At 72.0% G+C, this 21883-nt stretch carries 22 protein-coding genes; 7 read left to right on the top strand and 15 right to left on the bottom strand.

Annotated elements, in window-relative coordinates; translation table 11 throughout:
- Positions 1–188: 188 nt before the first annotated feature.
- A complete protein-coding gene (locus ACWIE7_RS04605) occupies positions 189–2846 on the bottom strand; it encodes an ATP-dependent Clp protease ATP-binding subunit (protein WP_454068671.1) in 2658 nt (885 codons plus the stop codon).
- A gap of 261 nt (positions 2847–3107) precedes the next feature.
- Between ACWIE7_RS04605 and ACWIE7_RS04600 the strand changes: the two genes are divergently transcribed.
- From ACWIE7_RS04600 to ACWIE7_RS04585, 4 genes are all read left to right on the top strand, one after another.
- Positions 3108–4526 carry a glycosyltransferase gene (locus tag ACWIE7_RS04600; protein WP_454056979.1) on the top strand — a complete coding sequence of 473 codons (1419 nt, stop codon included), beginning with the start codon at positions 3108–3110 and terminating at the stop codon, positions 4524–4526.
- Positions 4523–4795, top strand: a complete 273-nt coding sequence (locus ACWIE7_RS04595) for a hypothetical protein (protein ID WP_452099671.1) — start codon at positions 4523–4525, stop codon at positions 4793–4795. Before ACWIE7_RS04600 ends, ACWIE7_RS04595 begins: the two co-directional genes overlap by 4 nt.
- Positions 4792–7356, top strand: a complete 2565-nt coding sequence (gene hrpB / locus ACWIE7_RS04590; RefSeq protein WP_454056978.1) for an ATP-dependent helicase HrpB — start codon at positions 4792–4794, stop codon at positions 7354–7356. The genes ACWIE7_RS04595 and hrpB overlap by 4 nt, the downstream gene beginning before the upstream one ends.
- A 122-nt stretch (positions 7357–7478) precedes the next feature.
- Entirely contained in the window at positions 7479–8036 is a 558-nt protein-coding gene (locus ACWIE7_RS04585) for a hypothetical protein (RefSeq protein ID WP_230929922.1), read from the top strand.
- 22 nt (positions 8037–8058) lie between these two features.
- On the opposite strand, the gene ACWIE7_RS04580 is transcribed toward ACWIE7_RS04585, so the two are convergent.
- Positions 8059–8685: a L,D-transpeptidase gene (locus ACWIE7_RS04580; protein ID WP_454068670.1), complete on the bottom strand. Its 627-nt coding sequence runs from the start codon at positions 8683–8685 to the stop codon at positions 8059–8061.
- A gap of 115 nt (positions 8686–8800) precedes the next feature.
- Here ACWIE7_RS04580 and ACWIE7_RS04575 point away from each other — a divergent pair, with 115 nt between their 5' ends.
- Both ACWIE7_RS04575 and ACWIE7_RS04570 read left to right on the top strand, forming a co-directional pair.
- Positions 8801–9430 (top strand): DUF1801 domain-containing protein, encoded by a 630-nt coding sequence (locus ACWIE7_RS04575; RefSeq protein WP_452099674.1) that lies wholly within the window; start codon positions 8801–8803, stop codon positions 9428–9430.
- A gap of 62 nt (positions 9431–9492) precedes the next feature.
- A complete protein-coding gene (locus tag ACWIE7_RS04570; protein WP_452099675.1) occupies positions 9493–10281 on the top strand; it encodes a L,D-transpeptidase in 789 nt (262 codons plus the stop codon).
- A 13-nt stretch (positions 10282–10294) separates the two neighbouring features.
- Here ACWIE7_RS04570 and ACWIE7_RS04565 read toward each other — a convergent pair whose 3' ends face one another.
- From ACWIE7_RS04565 to ACWIE7_RS04555, 3 genes are all read right to left on the bottom strand, one after another.
- Positions 10295–10861, bottom strand: a complete 567-nt coding sequence (locus ACWIE7_RS04565; RefSeq protein WP_454068717.1) for a DUF6518 family protein — start codon at positions 10859–10861, stop codon at positions 10295–10297.
- A 1-nt stretch (position 10862) separates the two neighbouring features.
- The gene (lysS, locus tag ACWIE7_RS04560) at positions 10863–12494 is read right to left on the bottom strand and encodes a lysine--tRNA ligase (RefSeq protein ID WP_454068669.1); all 1632 of its coding nucleotides are present in this window, start codon (positions 12492–12494) and stop codon (positions 10863–10865) included.
- Positions 12495–12560: 66 nt separating this feature from the next.
- Positions 12561–12971, bottom strand: coding sequence for a rhodanese-like domain-containing protein (locus ACWIE7_RS04555; protein ID WP_452099679.1), 411 nt, complete (start codon positions 12969–12971; stop codon positions 12561–12563).
- 220 nt (positions 12972–13191) lie between these two features.
- Here ACWIE7_RS04555 and ygiD point away from each other — a divergent pair, with 220 nt between their 5' ends.
- Positions 13192–13983 (top strand): 4,5-DOPA-extradiol-dioxygenase, encoded by a 792-nt coding sequence (ygiD, locus tag ACWIE7_RS04550; RefSeq protein ID WP_454068668.1) that lies wholly within the window; start codon positions 13192–13194, stop codon positions 13981–13983.
- Here ygiD and ACWIE7_RS04545 read toward each other — a convergent pair.
- From ACWIE7_RS04545 to folP, 10 genes are all read right to left on the bottom strand, one after another.
- Positions 13965–14753 carry a TMEM175 family protein gene (locus ACWIE7_RS04545; RefSeq protein ID WP_452099681.1) on the bottom strand — a complete coding sequence of 263 codons (789 nt, stop codon included), beginning with the start codon at positions 14751–14753 and terminating at the stop codon, positions 13965–13967. The two genes, ygiD and ACWIE7_RS04545, sit on opposite strands and share 19 nt — an antisense overlap.
- A gap of 49 nt (positions 14754–14802) precedes the next feature.
- Positions 14803–15573 (bottom strand): type III pantothenate kinase, encoded by a 771-nt coding sequence (locus ACWIE7_RS04540; RefSeq protein WP_452099682.1) that lies wholly within the window; start codon positions 15571–15573, stop codon positions 14803–14805.
- A 15-nt stretch (positions 15574–15588) separates the two neighbouring features.
- The gene (gene panD / locus ACWIE7_RS04535) at positions 15589–16014 is read right to left on the bottom strand and encodes an aspartate 1-decarboxylase (RefSeq protein ID WP_230929913.1); all 426 of its coding nucleotides are present in this window, start codon (positions 16012–16014) and stop codon (positions 15589–15591) included.
- 3 nt (positions 16015–16017) lie between these two features.
- Positions 16018–17028 carry a pantoate--beta-alanine ligase gene (gene panC / locus ACWIE7_RS04530; RefSeq protein ID WP_452099684.1) on the bottom strand — a complete coding sequence of 337 codons (1011 nt, stop codon included), beginning with the start codon at positions 17026–17028 and terminating at the stop codon, positions 16018–16020.
- On the bottom strand, positions 17025–17978 hold the full coding sequence (locus ACWIE7_RS04525) for a Rossmann-like and DUF2520 domain-containing protein (protein WP_452099715.1): 954 nt from the start codon (positions 17976–17978) through the stop codon (positions 17025–17027). Before ACWIE7_RS04525 ends, panC begins: the two co-directional genes overlap by 4 nt.
- A gap of 246 nt (positions 17979–18224) precedes the next feature.
- Positions 18225–19469, bottom strand: coding sequence for a DUF6779 domain-containing protein (locus ACWIE7_RS04520; protein ID WP_454068667.1), 1245 nt, complete (start codon positions 19467–19469; stop codon positions 18225–18227).
- Positions 19470–19636: 167 nt separating this feature from the next.
- On the bottom strand, positions 19637–20113 hold the full coding sequence (locus tag ACWIE7_RS04515; RefSeq protein ID WP_452099687.1) for a DUF3180 domain-containing protein: 477 nt from the start codon (positions 20111–20113) through the stop codon (positions 19637–19639).
- A gap of 1 nt (position 20114) precedes the next feature.
- Positions 20115–20639, bottom strand: a complete 525-nt coding sequence (gene folK / locus ACWIE7_RS04510) for a 2-amino-4-hydroxy-6-hydroxymethyldihydropteridine diphosphokinase (protein ID WP_452099688.1) — start codon at positions 20637–20639, stop codon at positions 20115–20117.
- Positions 20636–21031, bottom strand: coding sequence for a dihydroneopterin aldolase (folB, locus tag ACWIE7_RS04505; RefSeq protein WP_452099690.1), 396 nt, complete (start codon positions 21029–21031; stop codon positions 20636–20638). The genes folK and folB overlap by 4 nt, the downstream gene beginning before the upstream one ends.
- Complete coding sequence (gene folP / locus ACWIE7_RS04500; RefSeq protein WP_452099691.1) at positions 21031–21852, bottom strand: dihydropteroate synthase; 822 nt, start codon at positions 21850–21852, stop codon at positions 21031–21033. The genes folB and folP overlap by 1 nt, the downstream gene beginning before the upstream one ends.
- Positions 21853–21883 lie beyond the last annotated feature (31 nt).

Genomic DNA, 21883 nt, shown 5'->3' with positions numbered 1-21883 from the left:
TTCGACCACTCGACGGGCAGCGGCGGCCGGCGGGGGCGGAGGGGGCCGGGATCGGGGCGGCGGGCAGGCGGGGCTGGAGGCTGACTGGCGGCGCGAGTCGGATGTGGCGTTCCGGGAGCGACGCCGAAATGGGGACGACCCCCGCCGGTGAGGGCGGGGGTCGTCCGTTGCGACTATCTCGGGAGCGGTCAGCTCGTGGCGGGAGCCGCCCCGCCGCTGCCGGCGGGGCCGCCCGGGGCGCCGCCACCGAAGCCACCCGAGCTCGGCGGCAAGGAGTCGCCCGGCCCGGCCTCACCCGTGGGGGCGACGCTGGCGGTGACCTCGTCGCCCTCGCGGTCCTCGGGCGCGTCCGGGCGCGGGGAGCCAGTAAACGTGAACTTGGCATCCTCGGTGCGCTCGGACTCGCCGTCCCAGCCCTCGACGTCCACGGTCACCAGATCGCCGGCAGCGACCTCGCCGAAGAGGATCTTCTCCGACAGCGTGTCCTCGATCTCGCGCTGGATCGTGCGACGCAGCGGACGCGCGCCCAGCACCGGGTCGAATCCGCGCTTGGCCAGGAGCCGCTCCGCACGGTTGGTGACCTCGATGTCCATGTCCTTGGCCTTGAGGGCCGAACGGACGCGGCCGATCATGAGCTCGACCATCTGGACGATCTGGTCCTGCGTGAGCTGGTGGAACACCACGATCTCGTCGATGCGGTTGAGGAACTCCGGGCGGAAGTGCTTCTTCAGCTCGTCGTTGACCTTCTGCTTCATCCGCTCGTACTGACCCTCGGCATCCTGCTCCCCGATACCGGAGAAGCCCATGCCCACGGCCTTGGAGATGTCCTTGGTGCCCAGGTTCGAGGTGAAGATCAGCACGGTGTTCTTGAAGTCCACCATGCGACCCTGACCGTCGGTGAGACGGCCGTCCTCCAGCACCTGGAGGAGGGTGTTGTAGATCTCCGAGTGGGCCTTCTCGATCTCGTCGAACAGGACCACCGAGAACGGCTTGCGCCGCACCTTCTCGGTGAGCTGGCCACCTTCCTCGTAGCCGACGTACCCGGGGGGCGCGCCGAAGAGCCGAGAGGCCGTGAAGCGGTCGTGGAACTCGCCCATGTCGATCTGGATGAGCGCGTCATCCTCACCGAACAGGAAGTTCGCCAGCGCCTTGGACAGCTCCGTCTTACCGACACCCGAGGGGCCGGCGAAGATGAACGAACCCGACGGGCGCTTGGGATCCTTGAGCCCGGCGCGCGTACGGCGGATGGCCCGCGAGACCGCCTTGATGGCGTCCTCCTGGCCGATGATCCGCTTGTGCAGCTCGTCCTCCATGCGGAGCAGACGGGTGGTCTCCTCCTCGGTGAGCTTGAAGACGGGGATGCCGGTCCAGTTACCCAGGACCTCGGCGATCTGCTCCTCGTCCACCACGGCGGCCACGTCCATGTCGCCCGCACGCCACTGCTTCTCACGCTCGGAGCGCTCGGCGATGAGCTTCTTCTCCGTGTCCCGCAGGCCGGCGGCCTTCTCGAAGTCCTGCGCGTCGATCGCGGACTCCTTCTCGCGGCGGGCCTCCGCGATCTTCTCGTCGAAGTCGCGGAGGTCCGGCGGCGCCGTCATCCGCTTGATGCGCATACGGGCACCGGCCTCGTCGATGAGGTCGATCGCCTTGTCCGGCAGGAAGCGGTCGTTGATGTACCGGTCCGCCAGCTGAGCGGACGCGGCCAGTGCGGCGTCCGTGATGGTGACCCGGTGGTGCGCCTCGTAGCGGTCCCGCAGACCCTTGAGGATCTCGATGGACAGCTCGACGCTCGGCTCGGGCACCTGCACGGGCTGGAAACGACGCTCGAGCGCCGCGTCCTTCTCGATGTGCTTGCGGTACTCGTCCAGCGTGGTGGCACCGATGGTCTGCAGCTCACCGCGGGCCAGCTTGGGCTTGAGGATCGACGCGGCGTCGATCGCGCCCTCGGCGGCGCCCGCCCCGACGAGCGTGTGGATCTCGTCGATGAACAGGATGATGTCGCCGCGCTGGTTGATCTCCTTGAGCACCTTCTTCAGGCGCTCCTCGAAGTCGCCGCGGTAGCGGGAGCCGGCTACGAGCGAACCCAGGTCCAGCGAGTAGAGCTGCTTGTCCTTGAGGGTCTCGGGGACCTCGTTGTTGACGATCGCCTGGGCCAGGCCCTCGACCACGGCGGTCTTACCCACACCGGGCTCGCCGATGAGGACCGGGTTGTTCTTGGTGCGCCGGGAGAGCACCTGCATGATGCGCTCCACCTCCTTGGCGCGACCGACGACCGGGTCGAGCTTGCCCTCCATGGCGGCCTGGGTGAGGTTGCGGCCGAACTGGTCCAGGACCGTCGACGACGACGGCGTACCGGACTCACGTCCACCGGTTCCAGCCGGAGCGCCGGTGGCCTCGGCCTCCTTGCCCTGGTAACCGGAGAGCAGCTGGATGACCTGCTGGCGCACCCGCGTGAGGTCGGCGCCGAGCTTGACCAGCACCTGGGCGGCCACGCCCTCGCCCTCGCGGATGAGGCCGAGCAGGATGTGCTCGGTACCGATGTAGTTGTGGCCGAGCTGCAGGGCCTCCCGCAGGCTCAGCTCGAGCACCTTCTTGGCACGCGGCGTGAACGGGATGTGCCCGCTGGGCGCCTGCTGGCCCTGACCGATGATCTCCTCGACCTGGCTACGCACGGCCTCCAGCGAGATCCCGAGGGACTCGAGGGCCTTGGCCGCTACACCCTCGCCCTCATGGATGAGCCCGAGCAGAATGTGCTCGGTACCGATGTAGTTGTGGTTGAGCATCCTGGCCTCTTCCTGGGCCAGGACGACGACGCGACGCGCGCGGTCGGTAAACCGTTCGAACATCGTGCTACCTCACATTCCTCGGGTTTGCACCACTCTAGTGGCCCGGTCCGTCGACCGGAGCCACAGGAGTGGCAGTCGACCTGTCATGTGTGTTCAACGCCGCAGGTGGGGTAATCATTGCCGAATCGTGTACGCCGTCAGCGAACGCCGGAACACTGTTGCCTGACGCCGCGGCGGTTGCGCCCCGCGACGAGTCCGGGTCCCCGGCGACCCGCACACCACACCGAGGAGGAACCAGCGTTGGAGAAACCGTCCTTCACCATGGGACGGACGGTCGGAGTGGCCGTCGTCGGATTGGCCGCCATGGCCGGTCTCATGCTCTGGCTGGCGCTCACGCTGTCCGACAACCGCGTCCAGCAGGCCCGGGAGGGCCGGCTGGGAAACCTGCGGTTCCTCTACGATGCGTACGCCCCACCGGTGGCGGTGATCGTCGCGGCGTTCGTCGTCGCCCTGATCTTCGTCGCCGTGGCGACGTCGGTGGAGACCACCGTCGCCAACCGCTACCGACGCTCCCTCGACGAGCAGGGGATCCCGCTCGCCCCCAAGGTCGTCATGGCCGAGACCCGCGGCGTGTTCCACGGGCCGGTCACCATCACGGTCCTCATCCCGGCGCACAACGAGGAGGATCGGATCTCCGCGACCATCACCTCGCTGCAGGACCAGATCGACCCGCCGGAGCGGATCATCGTGGTGGCCGACAACTGCACCGACTCGACACCCGACCTGGCGCGCGCGGCGGGCGTGGAGGTGTTCGCCTCCGTCGACAACGCCCACAAGAAGGGCGGCGCGCTCAACCAGGCGCTCGCGGTCCTCCTGCCGGACCTGGGCGAGAACGACTGCGTGATGGTCATGGACGCCGACACGGTGCTCGACCAGGGCTACCTGACCTCCGCCCGCCGACGCTTCACCGACGACCGCGCCCTCATGTCCGTCGGCGGCCTGTTCTACGGGGAGGACGGTGCCGGACTCCTCGGGCAGTACCAGCGCAACGAGTACACCCGCTACAGCCGCGACATCCGCCGACGCCGGGGCCGGGTGTTCGTCCTCACCGGCACCGCCTCGGTGTTCCGCTCGCGCGCGCTGCGGACGGTGGCCGACTCGCGCGGCACCCGGATCCCGGGCAGGCACGGGGACGTCTACGACACGGCGGCGCTGACGGAGGACAACGAGCTGACGCTGGCCCTCAAATCCCTCGGCGGACTCATGGTGTCCCCTCCGGAGTGCACGGTGGTCACCGAGGTCATGCCCACCTGGCGGGCGCTGTGGCACCAGCGACTGCGTTGGCAGCGCGGCGCGCTGGAGAACCTCGGCGCCTACGGGATCACGCCGCAGACCACCCGGTACTGGTTCCAGCAGCTCGGGATCGGGTACGGGGCGATCGCGCTGTTGAGCTACCTGCTGCTCATCACCATCACCGCGCTCGCCCTCGACGAGTGGGTCTGGTATCCCTTCTGGGGCGGGCTCGGCCTGCTGTTCATGCTCGAACGGCTGGTCGGGGTGTGGAAGGCGGACCTGCGGGCCAAGCTCGTCGCGGTGGTGCTGATCCCGGAGCTGGCGTACGCGACGTTCCTCAACATCGTCTTCCTCAAGGGCGTGTTCGACATCCTCCTGGCCCGCCAGGCCAACTGGGGCCACGTGGTGGTCGGCGAGGACGGGACGACCAGGGTGGAGGGGACATGACGACACACACGATGCAGATCGAGACGATCCACGCGGGGATCCTGCTGCCCGAGTCGGTGCTGGCCTCCGAGTGGTTCGCGGTGCTCGCGGCGTTCGTGGCGATCAACACCGTCATGTACGTGACGCTCGCGGTGGCCAAGACGTTGCCCAAGGTCCATCCGTACGACCTGTTCCCGCGCCGCTACACGCGCGCGGAGACCCGCAGCATCTATCCGGACGCCCCCGAGCCGGGCCCGACGCAGCGCGAGAACCGCCCGGAGCCCGGGTGAGCCGGTTCGACCCGGAGCGGATCGGCAGCGGGCTGCCGTTCGCCGACGCCCTACCGGCGCTACGCGAGGCCCTCGCCGCGACCGGCACCGCGGTCGTCCAGGCGCCCCCGGGTACGGGCAAGACGACGCTGGTGCCGCCGGCCGTCGCGGTGGCCGACGGCGTGGCCGGCAGGGTGGTGGTGACGCAGCCCCGCCGCGTGGCCGCCCGGTCCGCGGCCCGCCGCCTGGCACGCCTGACCGGTACGGAGCCCGGCGGGCCGGTGGGCTATTCGGTTCGCGGGGACTCGACGGTCGGCCGTGACACGCGGGTGGAGTTCGTGACACCGGGCGTGCTGGTACGCCGACTGATCTCCGATCCCGACCTGCCGGGCGTGGGCGCGGTGGTGCTCGATGAGGTCCATGAACGCGATGTGGAGTCCGACCTCGCCTTCGCCCTGCTGTGCGAGTTGCGCCAGCTGCGCGAAGACCTGCCGGTGGTGGCGATGTCCGCGACGGTCGAGGCGGACCGCTTCGCCCGCCTGCTCGGCGGGAGCACCGGTGACGGGCACACCCCCGCCCCGGTCGTCGACGTCCCGGCCGTCCTGCACCCCCTGGAGGTCCGCTACGCACCGCCGTCCGCGCCCAGGCTCGACGCGCGCGGGGTGACCGACGGGTTCCTCGAGCACGTCGCGACGGTGACCGCCGACGAGGTTCGCGCGAGCGGCCACGACTCCCTGGTGTTCCTGCCGGGGGTGCGCGAGATCGAGCGGGTGGTGCGCCTGCTGTCCGCCCGGCTCGGTGAGGCCGCCGAGATCCTTCCGCTGCACGGCGGGCTCGACCCGGCGGCGCAGGACCGCGCGGTGTCGGGCTCGGGCCGCACCGGCGGCGGGTCGCGTCCGCGCGTGGTCGTCTCCACGGATCTCGCCGAGTCCTCGCTGACGGTCCCGGGCGTGCAGGTGGTGGTGGACGCCTGTCTGAGCCGCGAGCCGCGCCGCGACACCGCCCGCGATATGACCGGCCTGGTGACCGTGTCGGCGTCGCGGGATTCGTGCGTCCAGCGCGCCGGCCGCGCCGCACGCCTGGGCCCGGGCCTGGCGGTGCGGTGCCTGAGCGAGCAGGAATACACGCACCTGCCGTCGCATCGCTCCCCGGCCATCGCCACGTCCGATCTCACGACCTTCACCCTCGACGTGGCGTGTTGGGGTGCGCCGCGCGGCGCGGGGCTGGCCCTGCCGGACGCCCCGCCGGTCGGGGAGCTGGCCCGCGCGGAGTCGGTGCTGCGCGGCCTCGGCGCACTCGATGCCGACGGCCGGGCCACCGACCGGGGCCGGGACCTGGCACGGGTGCCGGCCGATCCGCGTCACGCCCGGGCCCTGCTCGACGGGGCGTCACTGGTCGGCCCGCGGGCCGCCGCCGAGGTGGTGGCGCTGCTGGCCTCGGACCGGCGTTCCCCGGGCGGTGACCTGGCCGCGGACCTGCGGGCGTTGCGGTCGGGTCGGGCGCCGGACGCGCGGGCCTGGCAGCAGCAGGCGCGCCGGATGGAGCGGATCGCGCGCGAGGGTCGCGCCGCGGGCAGCCCCGCGGGCGGGCGCGACGGACGGGAGGACGCGACGGGGCTGGTGATCGCGCTCGCTCACCCGGACCGGGTCGCACGCCGCCGACGTGACCAGTACACCTTCGCCTCCGGGACCGGCGCGGTGTTGCCGCCCGGCTCGGCGCTGGTCGGCCGGGAATGGCTGGCCGTGGCGGAGGTCGGCCGCGCCGCCGGGCGCGCTGCGGGAGAGGCCGGGGCGGTGATCCGCGGGGCCGCCGCGATCAGTCGGGACGACGCGCTCGACGCCGCGTCCCCTCTTGTCGACGACGACGAGACCGCCCACTTCGCCGGCCGTTCACTGACCGGCCGCCGTGTCCGGCGTCTCGGCGCGATCGAACTCTCCTCTACACCTGTGCGGCCCTCACACGCGGCGGCCGTCGAGGCGGTCTCGGCCGCGGTCCGGGCCGGCGGGTTCCCGGCCCTGGGCCCCGACGACGACGCCCTCGCCCTGTGGCGTCGCCTCGCGCTGGCCCGCCGGGAACTCGGTGAGCCCTGGCCCGACGTGTCCGCGGCCGGCCTCGCCGAGCGTCTGGACGAATGGCTCGGGCCGGAGATCGCCGCCCTCGCGCAGGGCTCGACGATCGCGGGCCGGGCCCTCGGCCCGGCGCTGAAGCGACTGTTGCCCTGGCCGGAGGCCGGGTCGTTCGACGAGCTGGTGCCGGAGCGGCTGCAGGTGCCCTCGTCGTCGTCGTACCGCGTGGACTATCCCGAGCCCGGGTCGGACGACGCCCCCGTCCTGGCCGCCAAGCTGCAAGAATGCTTCGGCTGGACCACCTCCCCGCGGATCTGCGGCGGCCGCGTCCCCGTCACGGTGCACCTCCTCTCCCCCGCCGGGCGCCCCCTCGCGGTGACCCGCGATCTGGGTTTCTTCTGGCGCGAGGCCTATCCCGGGGTGCGGGCGGAGATGCGCGGGCGGTACCCGAAGCACCCGTGGCCCGAGGATCCGATGACCGCCGAACCGACACGGCACACCAACCGGAAGCGCTGACCGCCCCCGCCGAGGCGGTCCCAATACCATAACGGGAGACCCAGCGGTAGATTCGGGCCGGAATCGGTCGTAGGATGTGAGGCATACCACTGCAGGCGAATTCTGCCGGAAGGGTGATCACGATGACCGCATACACGCACCCCGCACCCCATCGCGCGGCGCTTCCCACCAGAGCTCCGGCGCGGACGCGGATCGTCCCCCACGTCACCAACCGGATCGGCGCGCTGGCCGCGGCGGTCGGGCTCGCGCTGGCGCTGCTCAGCCTCTACCTCCCGTGGCTGACCACCGGCGGCGGCTCACAGATCACCGCGCTGGGCATCACCGAGATCATCGACGTGCGCAGCGTGGCACCCGTCCTCTTCCTGGGCCTGGTGGTGCTGCTGTTCCTCGTGGCCGTCACCGCGGCCACCCGACTCGGTGCGTTCGCGATGGCCGGGGCGCTGGTCGGCGGCATCATCCTGCTCGCCCACCTGGCGTTCATGTGGACGCTGGTGTCGTCCACTGGCGCGGGCGAGCCGTTGCTGTCCGGGCTGCCCTCCGGCGCGGCCATGTCCTACGGGCCGTTCGTCGCAGCACTCGGGTTCCTGCTGGTAACCGGCGGGTCCGCATGGGCCGCGCGGTCGGCCGAGTACATCTTTCCGGACGTGGAGTCGGCCCGCCCCCACCATCACGATCGGTGACAGTGGCCCGGGCGCGGGGCCGTCAGAACACCACCACGGTGTCGCCCACCTCGAGGTGCTCGAAGTAGGTGGCCGCCGCCGGCAGGTCCATGCGGATGCAGCCGTGGGAGTCGATCGCCGGGTCGCCCTCGTGGAAGGCGATCCCGCCCACGAAGTAGACGGAGTACGGCATCGGCGCGTTGTCGAACAGGCGGCTCACCTCGTGGCGAACCTTGCGGGTGACCTGGTAGGTGCCGGTCGGCGTCTCCCAGCCGGCCTTTCCGTGGGACATCCGTACCGGCCCGTAGCTCAGCCGACCGTCGGCCTGCAGCCACGTGCGTTCGCCGCCCAGATCCACACATGCGTCGGCCGTGCGCGGACACGGGCTCTGCGGGGTCTCGTCCGGCGGGGCCGACGGCGTGGGTGCCGCGGGCGGCGGCGGGACGAATCCCGGCGGCGGGGTGATCCCGGCGGATTCCAGGGCCCCGCCGATCGAGGTGCGCGCATCGTAGTCGGCCTGCGCCGAGCCGGCTTGCGCCTGCGTGATCGCCTGTTCGATCTCCGGTGGGACCGGCAGCGGCAGCTGGGCGGAGGCGGCGGGAGCCGCGGATACCGCCAGTGCGACGGCGGCGGCGACCGCGAGCGCCGCGCGCGGGACGAAGCGTGTCATGTGCGCTGATTATGCCCGGCGCGGATCACCCGGCCGCGCATCGCGGAGTCACAGTCCGATCTCAGCACGCCCTCAGGGCCGAGCCGGCCGGCCGATGGTGGGCTAGCGTCTCCCCATGTCCGACACGCCACTACCCCTGCCCCGCCTGTCCGCCCCCGCGGCTCGGGCTCTCGCCGCGGCCGGGATCACCGACCTCCGGCAACTCGACGGCCGGGCCGAAGGGGAGGTGCTGGCCCTCCACGGGCTCGGCCCGGCCCAGTTGGGGGTGCTCCGCGACGCGCTCACCGGTGCCGGGCTGGCGTTCACCGACCCGGTCGCGAGGCCACGCCCCACCGGCCGCAACGACAACACCACGCTCGCGGCGTCGGGCGGCTCCCCGCGCGCCTGGATCGAGGGTCTGCCGACCGCCCGGCGTGTCGAGGACGGGCTGCGGCTGCTGGAGTTGTTCGGCGAGGAGACCGGCGAGGAACCCGTCCTGTGGGGCCCGTCGATGGTCGGGTACGGGCACCACCACTACGTCTACGACTCCGGTCGCGAGGGTGACTCCTTCCGGGTGGGGTTCAGTCCCCGGGCATCGGCGCTCTCGTTGTACGGGATCCTGCCCGACGACCCGGCTGTCCTCGGACGGTTGGGCCCGCACAGAACCGGCAAGGGGTGCCTCTACCTCACGCGGCTCGCACGCATCGACGAGCTGGTGCTGCGGGAGATGATCGCGGCCGGGTGGGCTCGCGGCGGAGTGGAATGACCCGGGGCCGGCGCGGCTCCGCGCGGGGCCACGCGTGGACGCGTCAGCGATAGGGTGGCCACATGCCTTCCGAGCACCGGCCCGTCCGCCGCAACCACCTCGCCGCGCTCGGCGCCGCGACGGTCGTCGGGGCGGCCGTCGCCGGGGCCGCAGTGGGGGCAGGGAACACGGATCCCGACGACACCACCGCGGTCGCCTCGGCCGCAGCGACCACCGCCGCATCCCCTGCCTCTGCGGCGGGCTCCGCCGCCCCTGCCGTCCTCGAGGAGTCCCCGCAGCCCGTCTCCGTGGATCCCCTGCTGATCCGCTCGGTGGCCCGGCAGGTCCTCCTCGAGCAGGAGCAGCCCGAGCACCTCACGAACGTCGATCTCATCGCGCGTGACGTGCTCTCGCAGTCGCCCGCCGACCCGGCGGAGGCAGAGCGGATGACCCGGGAGACGATGCTCGGCTACGGCCCGGGCGCCCCCGTCGCGAGCTCCCCGGAGACCGAGCCGGCGATCGCCCCGCCGCAGTGCCCGCCGACCGCCCGGGCCTGCATCGATGTCGACGGCAAACAGGCGTGGATGGTCGACGGCGGCCGCGTCACCTACGGCCCGGTTCCCATCACCACGGGCCGGCCCGGCCACGAGACGGTCCGCGGCTCGCACCACGTCCTGCGGCACGTCCGTCACGACCACAGCATCCCGTTCGACTCCCCGATGCCGTTCTCGACGTACTTCACGGTCAGCGGCATCGCGTTCCATGAGGGCCGACTCGACGAGCCGTCACACGGCTGCATCCACCTGGGGCACCACGCCGCCGCCCACTTCTTCGAGCACCTGAAGGTCGGGGACGAGGTCGTCGCATTCTGAGGCGTCCCCTTCCTCACAGGATCGAGTCGTAGACCAAGCACGCCGCGGCGGCCAGGGCGACCAGGACCGCCGCCGACCCGAACGCGCACAACCGGCCGCCCCGACGGGACACCACCACCAGGAGCCCTGCGGCCAGGACCGACTCGAGCCCCCAGGCAGGCCCACCGATCAGCAGCAGACCGTAGACCGCCTCGCCTCCGACGATCCCTGGCACCACCCCGGCCGCGAGCGCTCCTCTCCGACCGGGCATCCGGGACATCGCACCGGCCGCGCCGCAGATCGCTCCGGCGACCGGGCCCACGATCATCCACAGCGCGAGTTCGGCCGGGGGCGTGGAGGCCGCATGGATCGCGAGCCAGGGAATCAGCACGCCGACCATCGCGGTCAGACCCGCGGCCGCCCCGTGGACGGTTCGCTCACCGAGCCGACGGCCGGCGACGAGGGAGACCACGCCCCAGAGCGCGCTCGTCCCGGCCAGGACCGCCCACTGATCGGGCAGCAATCGATGGGTCACGGTGAGCAACACACCGGAAACCAGCCCGAGAACCAGCGCGCGTGCTGTCACCCGGGCGACTGTCAGGTCAGTCGCGCGGAAGCGGCTTGACCATCGGGAACAGGATCGTCTCGCGGATCCCGAGACCGGTCAGCGCCATGAGCAGGCGGTCGATGCCCATGCCCAGGCCGGCCGACGGCGGCATGCCCTGCTCCATCGCGGCGAGGAAGTCCTCGTCGAGGACCATCGCCTCGTCGTCACCGGCCGCGGCCAGCCTGGCCTGGTCCTCGAAGCGCTGGCGCTGGATGACCGGGTCGACGAGCTCGGAGTAGGCGGTCGCGAGTTCGAAGCCGCGGACGTACAGGTCCCACTTCTCGGTGACGCCGCGGTCCGTGCGGTGGTCGCGGGTCAGCGGCGAGGTCTCCACCGGGAAGTCGCGGACGAACACCGGGCCGTCCAGCTGGTCGGCGCACAGGTGCTCCCACAGCTCCTCGACGAGCTTGCCGTGCAGCCAGCCCTTGCCCGAGGGGACCTCGAGTCCGATCTTGCCGGCCAGTGCGGTCAGCTCGGCGACGCCGGAATCGACGGTCACCGTCTCGACGCCCGCGGTAGCCAGTTCCGGGTGCTTGCGCTGCAGTGCCTCGTTGAGCGACGGGTACATCTTCACCTCGCGCCACTGCCCACCCAGGTCATAGATGGTGCCGTCCACGAGCGTGACCGTGGTCGACCCGAACACCTCGGTGGCCACCTCCTGGATGACCTCGCGGATCATCGTGGCGGCCGTGTCGTAGTCGCCGTACGCTTGATAGGTCTCGAGCATCGCGAACTCGGGGCTGTGCGAGGAGTCGACACCCTCGTTGCGGAAGTTGCGGTTGATCTCGAAGACCCGCTCGATGCCGCCCACGACGCAGCGCTTGAGGTAGAGCTCCGGGGCGATGCGCAGGTACAGGTCCAGGTCCAGCGCGTTGGAGTGGGTGACGAACGGCCGGGCCGCCGCGCCGCCGTGCAGGGTCTGCAGCATGGGCGTCTCGACCTCGAGGAAGTCCCGGCGCTCGAGCGCGTGGCGCAGTGCCCGCACGACCTTGATGCGCAGCAGGGCGTTCCGCCGGGCCTGCTCACGCATGATGAGGTCGGTGTAGCGCTGGCGGATGCGGGTGTCCTCGCTCATCTCCTTGTGCGCGACAGGCAACGGGCGCAGCGACTTGGCGGCGAGCACCCACGAATCGGCCATGACCGACAGCTCGCCACGCTTGGAGCGCACGACCCGCCCCGTCACCGAGACGAAGTCACCGAGGTCCACGTCCTGCTTCCAGGCGTCGAGCCGCTCCTGGCCGACGTTGGCCAGCGAGAGCATGGCCTGCAGCTGCGGGGTGAACCCGTCCGCCTCACCGTCGACCGCCGGGGCGGACAGGTCCGCGGCCGGGTCGATTCCGTCCTGCAGGCGCACGAAGCAGAGCTTGCCGGTATTGCGCACGAAGAGCACGCGGCCGGTCACGGAGACCACGACGTCGGTCTCCTCTCCCGGCTCGAGTGCGGCGAAGCGCGGGTCCGAGGTGATCTCGGCCAGCCCGTGGGTACGGGGGACGTCGACCGGGTACGCCTCCACTCCGGACTCGAGCAGGCGCTGTCGCTTGTCGCGGCGGATGCGCAGCTGCTCGGGGGTGTCGTCGGCGGGCTCGTCCTGGACGGCCCCGGGAGCGGAGGAAGTCGAGTCAGTCACGATTCCCGAGGATAGTCCTCCCTGTGCGGCGGGACCGAACCCGTGGCCGGGGCTTCAGCCGCGACGTCAGTGCGCGGAGATCGCGGACCGCTCGCGGATCAGGTGGTCCGCGTCGGTGAGCAGCCCGAGTGCGCGGGCGGACCGCAGCGCCTCGTGGCCGCCGTCGACGGCACGGACACCGCGGACCCCGCGGGACGCCAGCTCGAGGGCGAACAGTTCCGCGTCCAGTCCGTCGTCACTCACCAGCACCACCCGGCGGCCGTCGGCGACGGCGGCCAGCGGCGCGGCCGAGGACGGATCGAGCAGGTCCACCACCGGGCGGGCCTCCACGGCAATGGCCCCGGCCAGCACCCCCTGCCGCTCACGCTGCGCACGGGAGCGGATGTCCACCACGAGGGCGCCGGCCCGGACGGCCACCGCGTAGTCCGCGGCGGTGACGGTGGTCGAGAGGGTCGTGGTGGTGAAGGCGGCGGTCATGTGGTTCTCCCGGTGGATTGCAGCTCTGGTGGTCGATCGGGGCGTTGCCGGGCCGGGACACGCGCGCGTCGATGCCGCCGGACCGGCCGAGGGCATTCGTCGCGCGTTCATGACCGCAATAATAGACAGACCGGTCTACCCACTTCAAGGCCCGTCGACCAAGGGCTGGCATTTCGAATTTAGTTGATGCATCATATACATAGCGATCCAAGGAGAAGTGATGACCGCCTCGTACGCCCGCCAGCCCGCAGCCTTCATCGGACACGGCGTCCCCCTCAACGCACTCGAGGACAACGCCTGGACCCGCGAGTGGGCCGCCCTCGGCGACTCCCTGCCCGAGCGCCCCCGCGCCGTCCTGGCCGTGTCCGCGCACTGGTACATCAACGCCACCGCCGTGACCGCCATGTCCTCGCCGCGCACGATCCACGACTTCTACGGCTTCCCCCGGGAACTCAACGAGTTCGAGTACCCCGCCGCCGGCGCGCCCGAGTTGGCGGCCGAAGTGGCCGAGGTCGTCAAGCCGACCTGGGTGGGGGCCGACCGCGACTCGTGGGGGCTGGACCACGGCACCTGGTCCGTTCTCGCCCACGTCTTTCCCGACGCCGACGTGCCCGTGGCCCAGTTGTCCGTCGACGCGTCCAAGCCGGCGAGCTACCACTTCGACCTGGGCACCAAGCTCTCCGCACTGCGAGACTCGGGCGTGCTCGTCCTGGCCAGCGGCAACGTCGTGCACAACCTGCGGGCCGTCGACCCCTCGCGCGGCGACACGGGCACCGACTGGGCCCACCGCTTCGACGACCACGTCCAGAAGGTGCTCACCGAGCGTCCCGAGGACGCCCTCGCCCTGACCGAGCACCCCGACGCCGGCATGTCGATCCCCACCGCCGACCACTACCTGCCGCTGCTCTACACCGCCGGCATGGCGGCAGGCTCCGGCGAGAAGCTCGAGGCCTTCAGCAAGGGCTACGCCTGGGGCTCGGTCTCCATGACCAGCTACCGCTCGGCTGCCTGACCCCCGGCGTCCGGTTTCACCCGACCCGCCCCCGGCCCGGCCACGCGGGCGCGGGCGGCCGCCCGGGAGGACAGGTGGCCGGCCACCGGCAGCAGCACCACCAGCGACAGCCAGGTCAGCTGCGCCGCGAACGCCCCGAGCGTCAACGCGATCGGCACCGAGACCAGGAACACCGCCGGGGTCACCAGGGCATCGCCCAGGGCGGCCCGGTTCTGCCGGGCCGACGTCGGGCTCCGCTCCAGACCACCCCGCCGGCCCAGCTGGTAGACGGCCGACTGCGCCAGCGACACGCCCGCGATGTTCACCGCGTACAGCACCGTCGGCAACGCCAGGTCCGCCGTCGCGGGATTACTGAGGGCATCGGTCGTGAACGGCACGAGGATCACCAGGCCGGTCGCCACGAGATTGGCGACCATCATCGGACCGTCGAGCCCCCGCATGTGCTTGATCAGCCGCACGTTGACGCGCCAAAGCACGCAGATCACCACGAAGCTCAGCACCACCCCGAACAGCTGCTGCCCCAGCCCGGAATCCGCCAGCGACGGCAGGTTCTGCCACTCCTGCGGCTCCGGCAGGTCCACGTTCGCGATCAGCAGCGTGACGGCGAACCCGTAGATGGCGTCGAAGAAGGACAGCCCGCGATCGAACTCCGACGAGTCACGGCGGAGCACGTCGCTGGTCGTGTCGTCGTACGCGTCATCGTCGTCGGCGGAGTCGTCGCTCCCACCGCGGCCGGGCCCGCCCGACCGTCCGGCGTTCGCACCGCTCATCCACCAAGCATGCCCGACGGCCACCGCCGGGCGCAGGACATCCCGCAGGTCAGCAGTTGCGCTCGTACACCAACCGCAGACCCTCGAGCGCGAGCTCCGGCTCGACGTCCGTGACGGTCCGGGACTCCTCGGACACCACGTCGGCGCGCATTCCCGTGAGCACCACGGAGGCGTCGGAGAGCTCGGCGACGTCGGCGCGGAGCCGGTCGACCAGGGCGTCGATCTGTCCGGCGAAGCCGATCACGATGCCGGCCTGCAGCGCCGCCACGGTGTTCTTGCCCAACGCGCCGCGCGGCCGCACGACCTCGATCTTGCGGAGGGCCGCAGCGCGCTCGGCCAGTGCGTCCACGGAGATGTCGATGCCGGGCGCGATCGCCCCGCCGAGCAACTCGCCGCGCGCGGAGATGGCGTCGACGGTGGTCGCCGTGTCGACGTCGACGACGACGACGGGCCCCTCGAACAGGGTGTGGGCGGCCAACGCGTTGACGACCCGGTCCGAGCCCACCTCACGCGGATTGTCGACGAGCAGCGGCACCCCGGTCTTCACCCCGGGCGCCACCACGACGGACCGCAGGCCCGGCCAGTAGTCGGCGGCCATCCGGCGCAGTTCCCCGGTCACCGACGGCACCACGGACATCGCGGCGATGCCGCTGAGCCGCTGCGCGCACTCCCCCAGCAGCCCACGGATCGTCAGGGCGAGCTCGTCGGAGGTCACCGACGGCGAGGTCCGCATACTCCATGTGCGTTCGAGCGAGCCGCCGTCGACGGGGAAGACCCCGAGCCGGATGTGCGTGTTGCCGACGTCGACGGTGAGAAGCATGGATTCGTCCCGCGCCTAGACGGCCGCGGGCTCCGGCACGCGCGGGTTCTTCAGGCCCGAGCCCTCGGGAACATCCGCCGGGTCGGTGCCCTCGGTGAGCATGCGGTTGTCGTCGTCGACAAACACGACGCGGGGCTTGTAGGCCCGCGCCTCGGCGTCGTCCATCTGCGCGTAGGCGATGATGATCACCAGGTCGCCCGGGTGCACCAGGTGGGCGGCGGCGCCGTTGATGCTGATCACGCCGGAACCGCGCTCGCCGGTGATGGCGTAGGTGGTCAGGCGGGCGCCGTTGTCGATGTCGACGATGTCGATCTGCTGGCCCTCGAGCAGGTCGGCGGCGTCCATGAGGTCGGCGTCGATGGTGCAGGAACCGACGTAGTGCAGATCCGCCTGGGTCACCGTGGCCCGGTGGATCTTGGAGTGGAGCATGGTGCGCTGCATGGGTCAGCCTTCCTGGGAGTCCGCGGCGGGATCGATGTCCGCGGCGAGGTCGTGGGCCATGTCGGCCTGCTGGGCGGCGACGGTGGCCTCGGCGGCGGCGAGGAAACCCGTGCCGATGGCCACCCCGACGTTGTCGATGAGGCGGGTGGATCCGATGCGGGCGGCCACGAGGAGCCGGCCGGGCCCCTCCTCGGGCGGATCGCCGAGATCGCCGGCGCGGAGTTCGAGGTAGTCGATCGAGATCTGTGGACGCTCGGCCAGGACCGCCGCGGCGGCGTCGACGACCGCCCGGCGCCCGCCCTTGGCGGCGAATGTGCCCGCGACGAGCGCGGCGTTGATGGTGGTGGCCAGCTCGCGCTCGTCGTCCGACAGGTAGCGGTTGCGCGAACTCATGGCCAGGCCGTCGGGCTCACGGACGGTGGGCACGCCCACCACGCGGACGTCCATGTTCAGGTCCGCCACCATCTGCCGGATCAGCACCAGCTGCTGGTAGTCCTTCTCCCCGAAGAACGCCTGGTGCGGGGCGACGATGTGCAGCAGCTTCGCCACCACGGTGAGCATGCCCGCGAAGTGGCCGGGGCGGGCGGCGCCGTCGAGGATGTCGCCCGTCGCGCCCGGCAGCACGGTGGTGCGCGGCCCGTCCGGGTACATGGTGGCCGCGCTGGGCGCGAAGACCAGCTCGACCCCGGCCTCGGCCAGGCGGGCGACGTCCTCGTCGAGGGTGCGCGGGTAGGCGTCGAGATCCTCACCGGGCCCGAACTGGAGCGGGTTGACGAAGATCGACACCACCACGACCGAGCCGGGCGTACGGCGGGCGGCCTCCACCAGCGCCAGGTGCCCCTCGTGCAGCGCACCCATCGTGGGCACGAACGTGATCTGCTTGCCGACCTTGCGCAGGGACTCGGTGACCGCGCGGATCGAATCCGGCTCGTGGTGGATCGTCAGCTCGCCCCGGCTGTAGCCGGTGTTCGCGCGTCCGGGGACCGCGGTACGGACCGGGAAGGTGGTGGTCATCGGAACTGCTCCGTCAGATCGGGGGCGAGAAGGTCGGTGACGTCGCGGCCCGCGCCACACCGGTCGGCGGTGCGCAGAGCGAGGGCGCGGTAGCCGGCGGCGATGCCGGAGTCCACGTCCTCGAGCGCGTCGAGGTGCCGGGAGACGGTCACGGCGTCACCGCGCATCACGGGGCCGGTCAGGGCTGCGTCGCCGGAGGCCAGCACGTTGTCGAGAGCGGCGCGCAGTAGCGGCTCGAGCGTCCGGCGCGCCAGCGCCTGGGAATCCTGGCCGAGCATCCCGTCGGGATCGCCCTCGACCCCGCCGCCCGGCAGGACGGAGAACGATGCGGCGAGCGCCTCGGCTGCGTCGCCCACGAGGCTGACCAGGTGATTGGCGCCGTGCGCGAGCGCCGCGTGGTAGAGCGCCCGGTTCGATTCGGCGACGGTGACCGGCAGGCCGCCCGTCTCCATGACCAGCATCTGCCCCACGACCAGGCCGACCTCATCCGGGGAGGTCAGGGCCCACGAGCAGCCCTCCATGCGGTCGACGTCGGCCTCGCCGCCGGTGAAGGTCATGGCCGGGTGCGCGGCCACCACCACGGCGCCCGCCTCGGCGGCCGGGCGCAGGACGTCGGCGCCCACCGCTCCGGTGACGTGCACGACGATGTGACCCGGGCGGAACGCGCCGGCCTCGGCGAGTTCGGCCACCACACCGGGCAGCGCGGAATCGGGGACCGCGAGGATGAGGAGTTCGCCGTGCTCGGCGACTGTCGCGGGGTCGGCGACGACGGCCTCGGGAAGGCGGCGGGCCGCGAGTTCCCGCGAACGCCCCGACCGTGCGACGACGGTGGAGACGACATGGCCGCGACGCTCGAGGGCGGCGCCGACGGCAGTGCCCACGCGACCTGCGGAGATGAGGCCGATGGACAGGCGGGCTGGGGGTGTTCCGGTGACGCCGAAGTCGGACATCGCTCTAGTGCTCCATTGCTCGATCCGTTCCAGGCCCACGCAGCGGCGGGTCCCGGACATCTCGCTGGCGAGAGTAGTCGCGCAGGGGGCACTGGACACCATTCAGTGGTGCACCTCACACGCACCGTTTTCAAGCTGGCGCCGCCGGGGCTTCACACTGGCGGCGCATGGCCTCGCCAGGTTTTCGCATCTCGGCCGGGGGCCGGCCGGGCATAAGCGAGCAATTAGCCGCGCATCAGCCGAGGATCAGTCCTCAGCGCGACGACGACGGCGCCCACCGGCCGACGCGTCGTCCTCACCCTGTGCGGAGTCCCCCCCACCCAGCCGCGCCATGAGTTCGGCGACCGAGAGCCCGGAGCCGGAACCGTGGCGGCTCGCGGGCGCGGTCTGCTCGTCCTGCGACGGCGTGGCCCTGGGGCCCTCCGGGGCCGGAGCCGACTCGGCACGCTCCGGAGTCTGGGCCGACGGAGTGGCAGGTGTGGCGGGCGGAGTCGCGGGCGCGGCGGTCTGGGCCGACTCGGCACGTTCCGCGGCGGGCGGGGTCTGCGTCCGCGGCGCTGGAGTCGACTCGCGGCTCGGGGCCACGGTCTCCGCCGAACGCCACGACGACCGCGACGTCTCGCTCACGGGCCGGACCGCCGGCCGACGCGGCGAGGACTCCGGAGCCTCGGAGCGGGCGCGGCGCCCCTGGACAGGAGAGAACTTCTCGGTGCGCTCGGTGCTCGGGGTGGCGTCCGGGCCCACGCCCGCCGCCGGCACGCCGGACGACTCGGCCGCGGCATCCGAGGTGCTCGGCGAGGAGCTCGGCGATACACCCGGCGAAGTCGGCGACGCCGCAGCGCCGAAGCCGCTGACCGGAACCGAAGAAGACGACGAGGAAGACGACGATGTGCCCGTCGCCGCGGAATACGGACGCGACGTCGAACTCCACGGCTGGCCGTCCGACTCGGCCGCACGGCGACGGGGCTCGACCCGCTCGGACGGCACGGACGGCAGCGAGCCGGCACCGAGCTGGCCGGCGGGCGCGTGGCCACCGACGGCGAACCGGTCCTCGGGCAGGGACACGCCCATCGCGCTGAGCTGCTCACGTAGCGCCGCAATCTCCTGGCGGAGGCCGAGGACGGATTCGGAGGTCTCGGTACGGACCGAGTCGCGCAGCTCCTTCTCCACGACCAGCTCGTGCTCGCGGCGGGCCGAGATCTCCCGCTCGAGTTGGAGCTCGTAGACGGTGTGGAGGTCGCGGACGCGGGCGGCCTCGGCAGCCGCCTGACGGCGGTACCGGGCGACGAGGAACGCGCCGATGAAGGCGGCCCACAGCGCGGCCAGCGTGCCGACACGCATCCAGACCGGGTTGTCGGTGAACACCATCACCACGGTGGCCACCACCGCGAGGATCAGCAGCACGCCCAGGGCGATGCTGGCCAGACCGCGGTCGTCGCCGCGGCCGGGGCGAGCCGGCCTGGGCTTGTCAGTCGAGCCGTCGGAACTCATGTCCCGCATGATAGCGCCAGAATCATTGGTCACACAGGTAACCGAGGTGTGTTGGTCCGAACTCTCCCCCGGCAGGCCGGGCGATCGGGTATAGCGGGGGCCCGGGAGCCGCGGCGGCGAGGCCCGCCGGAGGAGCCGGGTCGGCTGGGCGAGGCCGGCGGGATGTGTCAGGTCGGCTGGGCGAGGCCGGCGTTGTCGTCGTCGTCAGGCGGGGTCTGGCACGAGGCCTCCAGGAACAGTCCCGCCCCGACCAGGACCGCGCCGGAGATCAGGACCGCCACGGCCGCCGGCCACTCCTCGCCCGCCACGGCGAGCTCCCCGAGCCGGAGCAGGAAGAACAGGGTCAGGCCGGCTCCCACACCGGCCGCGGCCGCGCCGAGGACCGCGGAGGCCTGGCCGAGCGCCGCGCTGCGCGCGATTGTCAGCGGGTGCATCTGGCTGCGGTCCTGGCCGACCGAATTGTCCGAGATCGCGCCCCGGATCCGCAGGGCCAACAGGATGTCGACCGCCGCGACCACGATCAACGTCACCCAGCCGAAACCGATCGGGGGGAACGAACCGAGGAACGTCCCGGTGAGCACGTACGCGGCGACCGCGGCCACGAGTGCGACCAACGCGAGCGTGAGCGTCGAGATCCTGGTCATCTCAGCCCGCCCACCCGTCCGGGGACAGCGAGTCATCCAGGCGGCGAACCGCGCTGACGTCCGCGGGGTCGAGGGCGCGGAGCAGGTCCCGGAGGAGGGATCCGGCGAGTGTCGCCCCGGGCTCCGCCTCGAGCCACGGGACCAGGACGAACGCCCGCTCGACGGCGCGGGGATGCGGGAGCGTGAGGGTCGGATCGTCCGAGGCCACGGGGCTGCCGTCCACGTCCGCCGCGATCACGTCGACGTCCAGGGTGCGCGGGCCCCAGCGCACGTCCCGGGTGCGGCCGGCCGCACGCTCGCGCTCGAAGCCCCACTCGAGGACATCGGCGGGCGAGCCGGGGTGCTCCACGATGAGGACCGCGTTGAGGAAGTCGTCCTGCTCGACGCCGCCCCACGGCGGGGTGGCGTAGACCGACGACGCCGCGCGCAGGATCCCGTCGGCGGCGGCCGCCTCGGCCACCGATCTGAGCAGGGCCAGGGCGTCGCCCTGGTTGCCGCCGATCGACAGCACCGCGCGGCAGCTCATCGCGGGACCGCCACCCGGTCGCGGCCGTCCTTGCGGGAACGCCGGGCGACCACCGCCACGTCGGCGAACTCGGCGGGGATCGGCGCCTGCGGCTTGTGGAGGGTGACCTCCACGGCGTGGGCCGTCGGGGCCATGTCCATGATCCCGTCCGCGATGCGTGAGGCCACCGTCTCGATGAGGTCGCAGGCCGGGCCGGACACGACGTCGTGCGCGAACTGCGCCAGAGCGCCGTAGTCGACCGTGTCGGCGAGGTCGTCGGAGGCGGCGGCCGCCGTGAAGTCGGTCCACAGCACCAGGTCCACCAGGAAGTCCTGGCCGTCCCGCTTCTCGTGTTCGAAGACCCCGTGGTTGCCGCGGACCCGGAGCCCCGTCAGTTCGATCCGGTCAGCCATCAGCTGGTTCCCGCCTTTCCTGCTGTCCACGCGGAGGCGACTCGCACGGCATCCGCACTGGGTGCCACGTCGTGCACGCGCACCCCCCATGCGCCGGCCGCGGCGGAGATCGCCGTGATCGCCGCGGTCGCCGCGTCGCGGCCAGAGACCTCCCGCGGCACGCCGTCCCCTCCGTGCAGCAGCGACCCGATGAACCGCTTCCGTGAGGCCGCGACCAGGACCGGGAAGCCCAGGTCGATCAGCTGGTCCAGGCCGCACAGCAGCGCCCAGTTGTCGTCGGAGTTCTTGGCGAACCCCAGACCCGGGTCCAGCACGATGTCGGAGGCGTCGATTCCTGCGGCGATCGCGGCGTCAGCCCGTCGGGCCAGGTGGTCACGGACCGAGCCCACGACGTCGCCGCCGTAGTCGACCCGGCCGCCGGCCCCGGCCCGGTAGTCGTCGGGTGAGACCCAGTGCATGAGGATCACGGGCGCCCCGTGATCGGCCACGACGCGCAGCATGTCCGGGTCGGCGAGGCCGCCTGAGACGTCGTTGATGATCGTCGCGCCGTCCGCCAGTGCGCTCCGGGCGACCCGGGCGCGCATCGTGTCGACCGAGACGGCGACCCCCTCGGACCGGAGCTCGCGGACCAGCGGGAGCACCCGCCGCTGCTCGTCGGCCTCGTCGACGCGAATGGAGCCCGGACGGGTGGATTCACCACCGACGTCGATGAGATCGGCGCCATCGGCGACCATCCGGCGGGCATGCGCCACGGCATCGGCGTACGCGAGGTGACGTCCACCGTCGGAGAACGAGTCCGCGGTGACGTTGAGGACGCCCATGACCGCACAGCGGCCGGGGCGAGGAAGCGGA

The organism is Dietzia sp. NPDC055343 (genome assembly GCF_053645265.1).
This window is presented reverse-complemented; position numbering and strand designations above follow the sequence as displayed.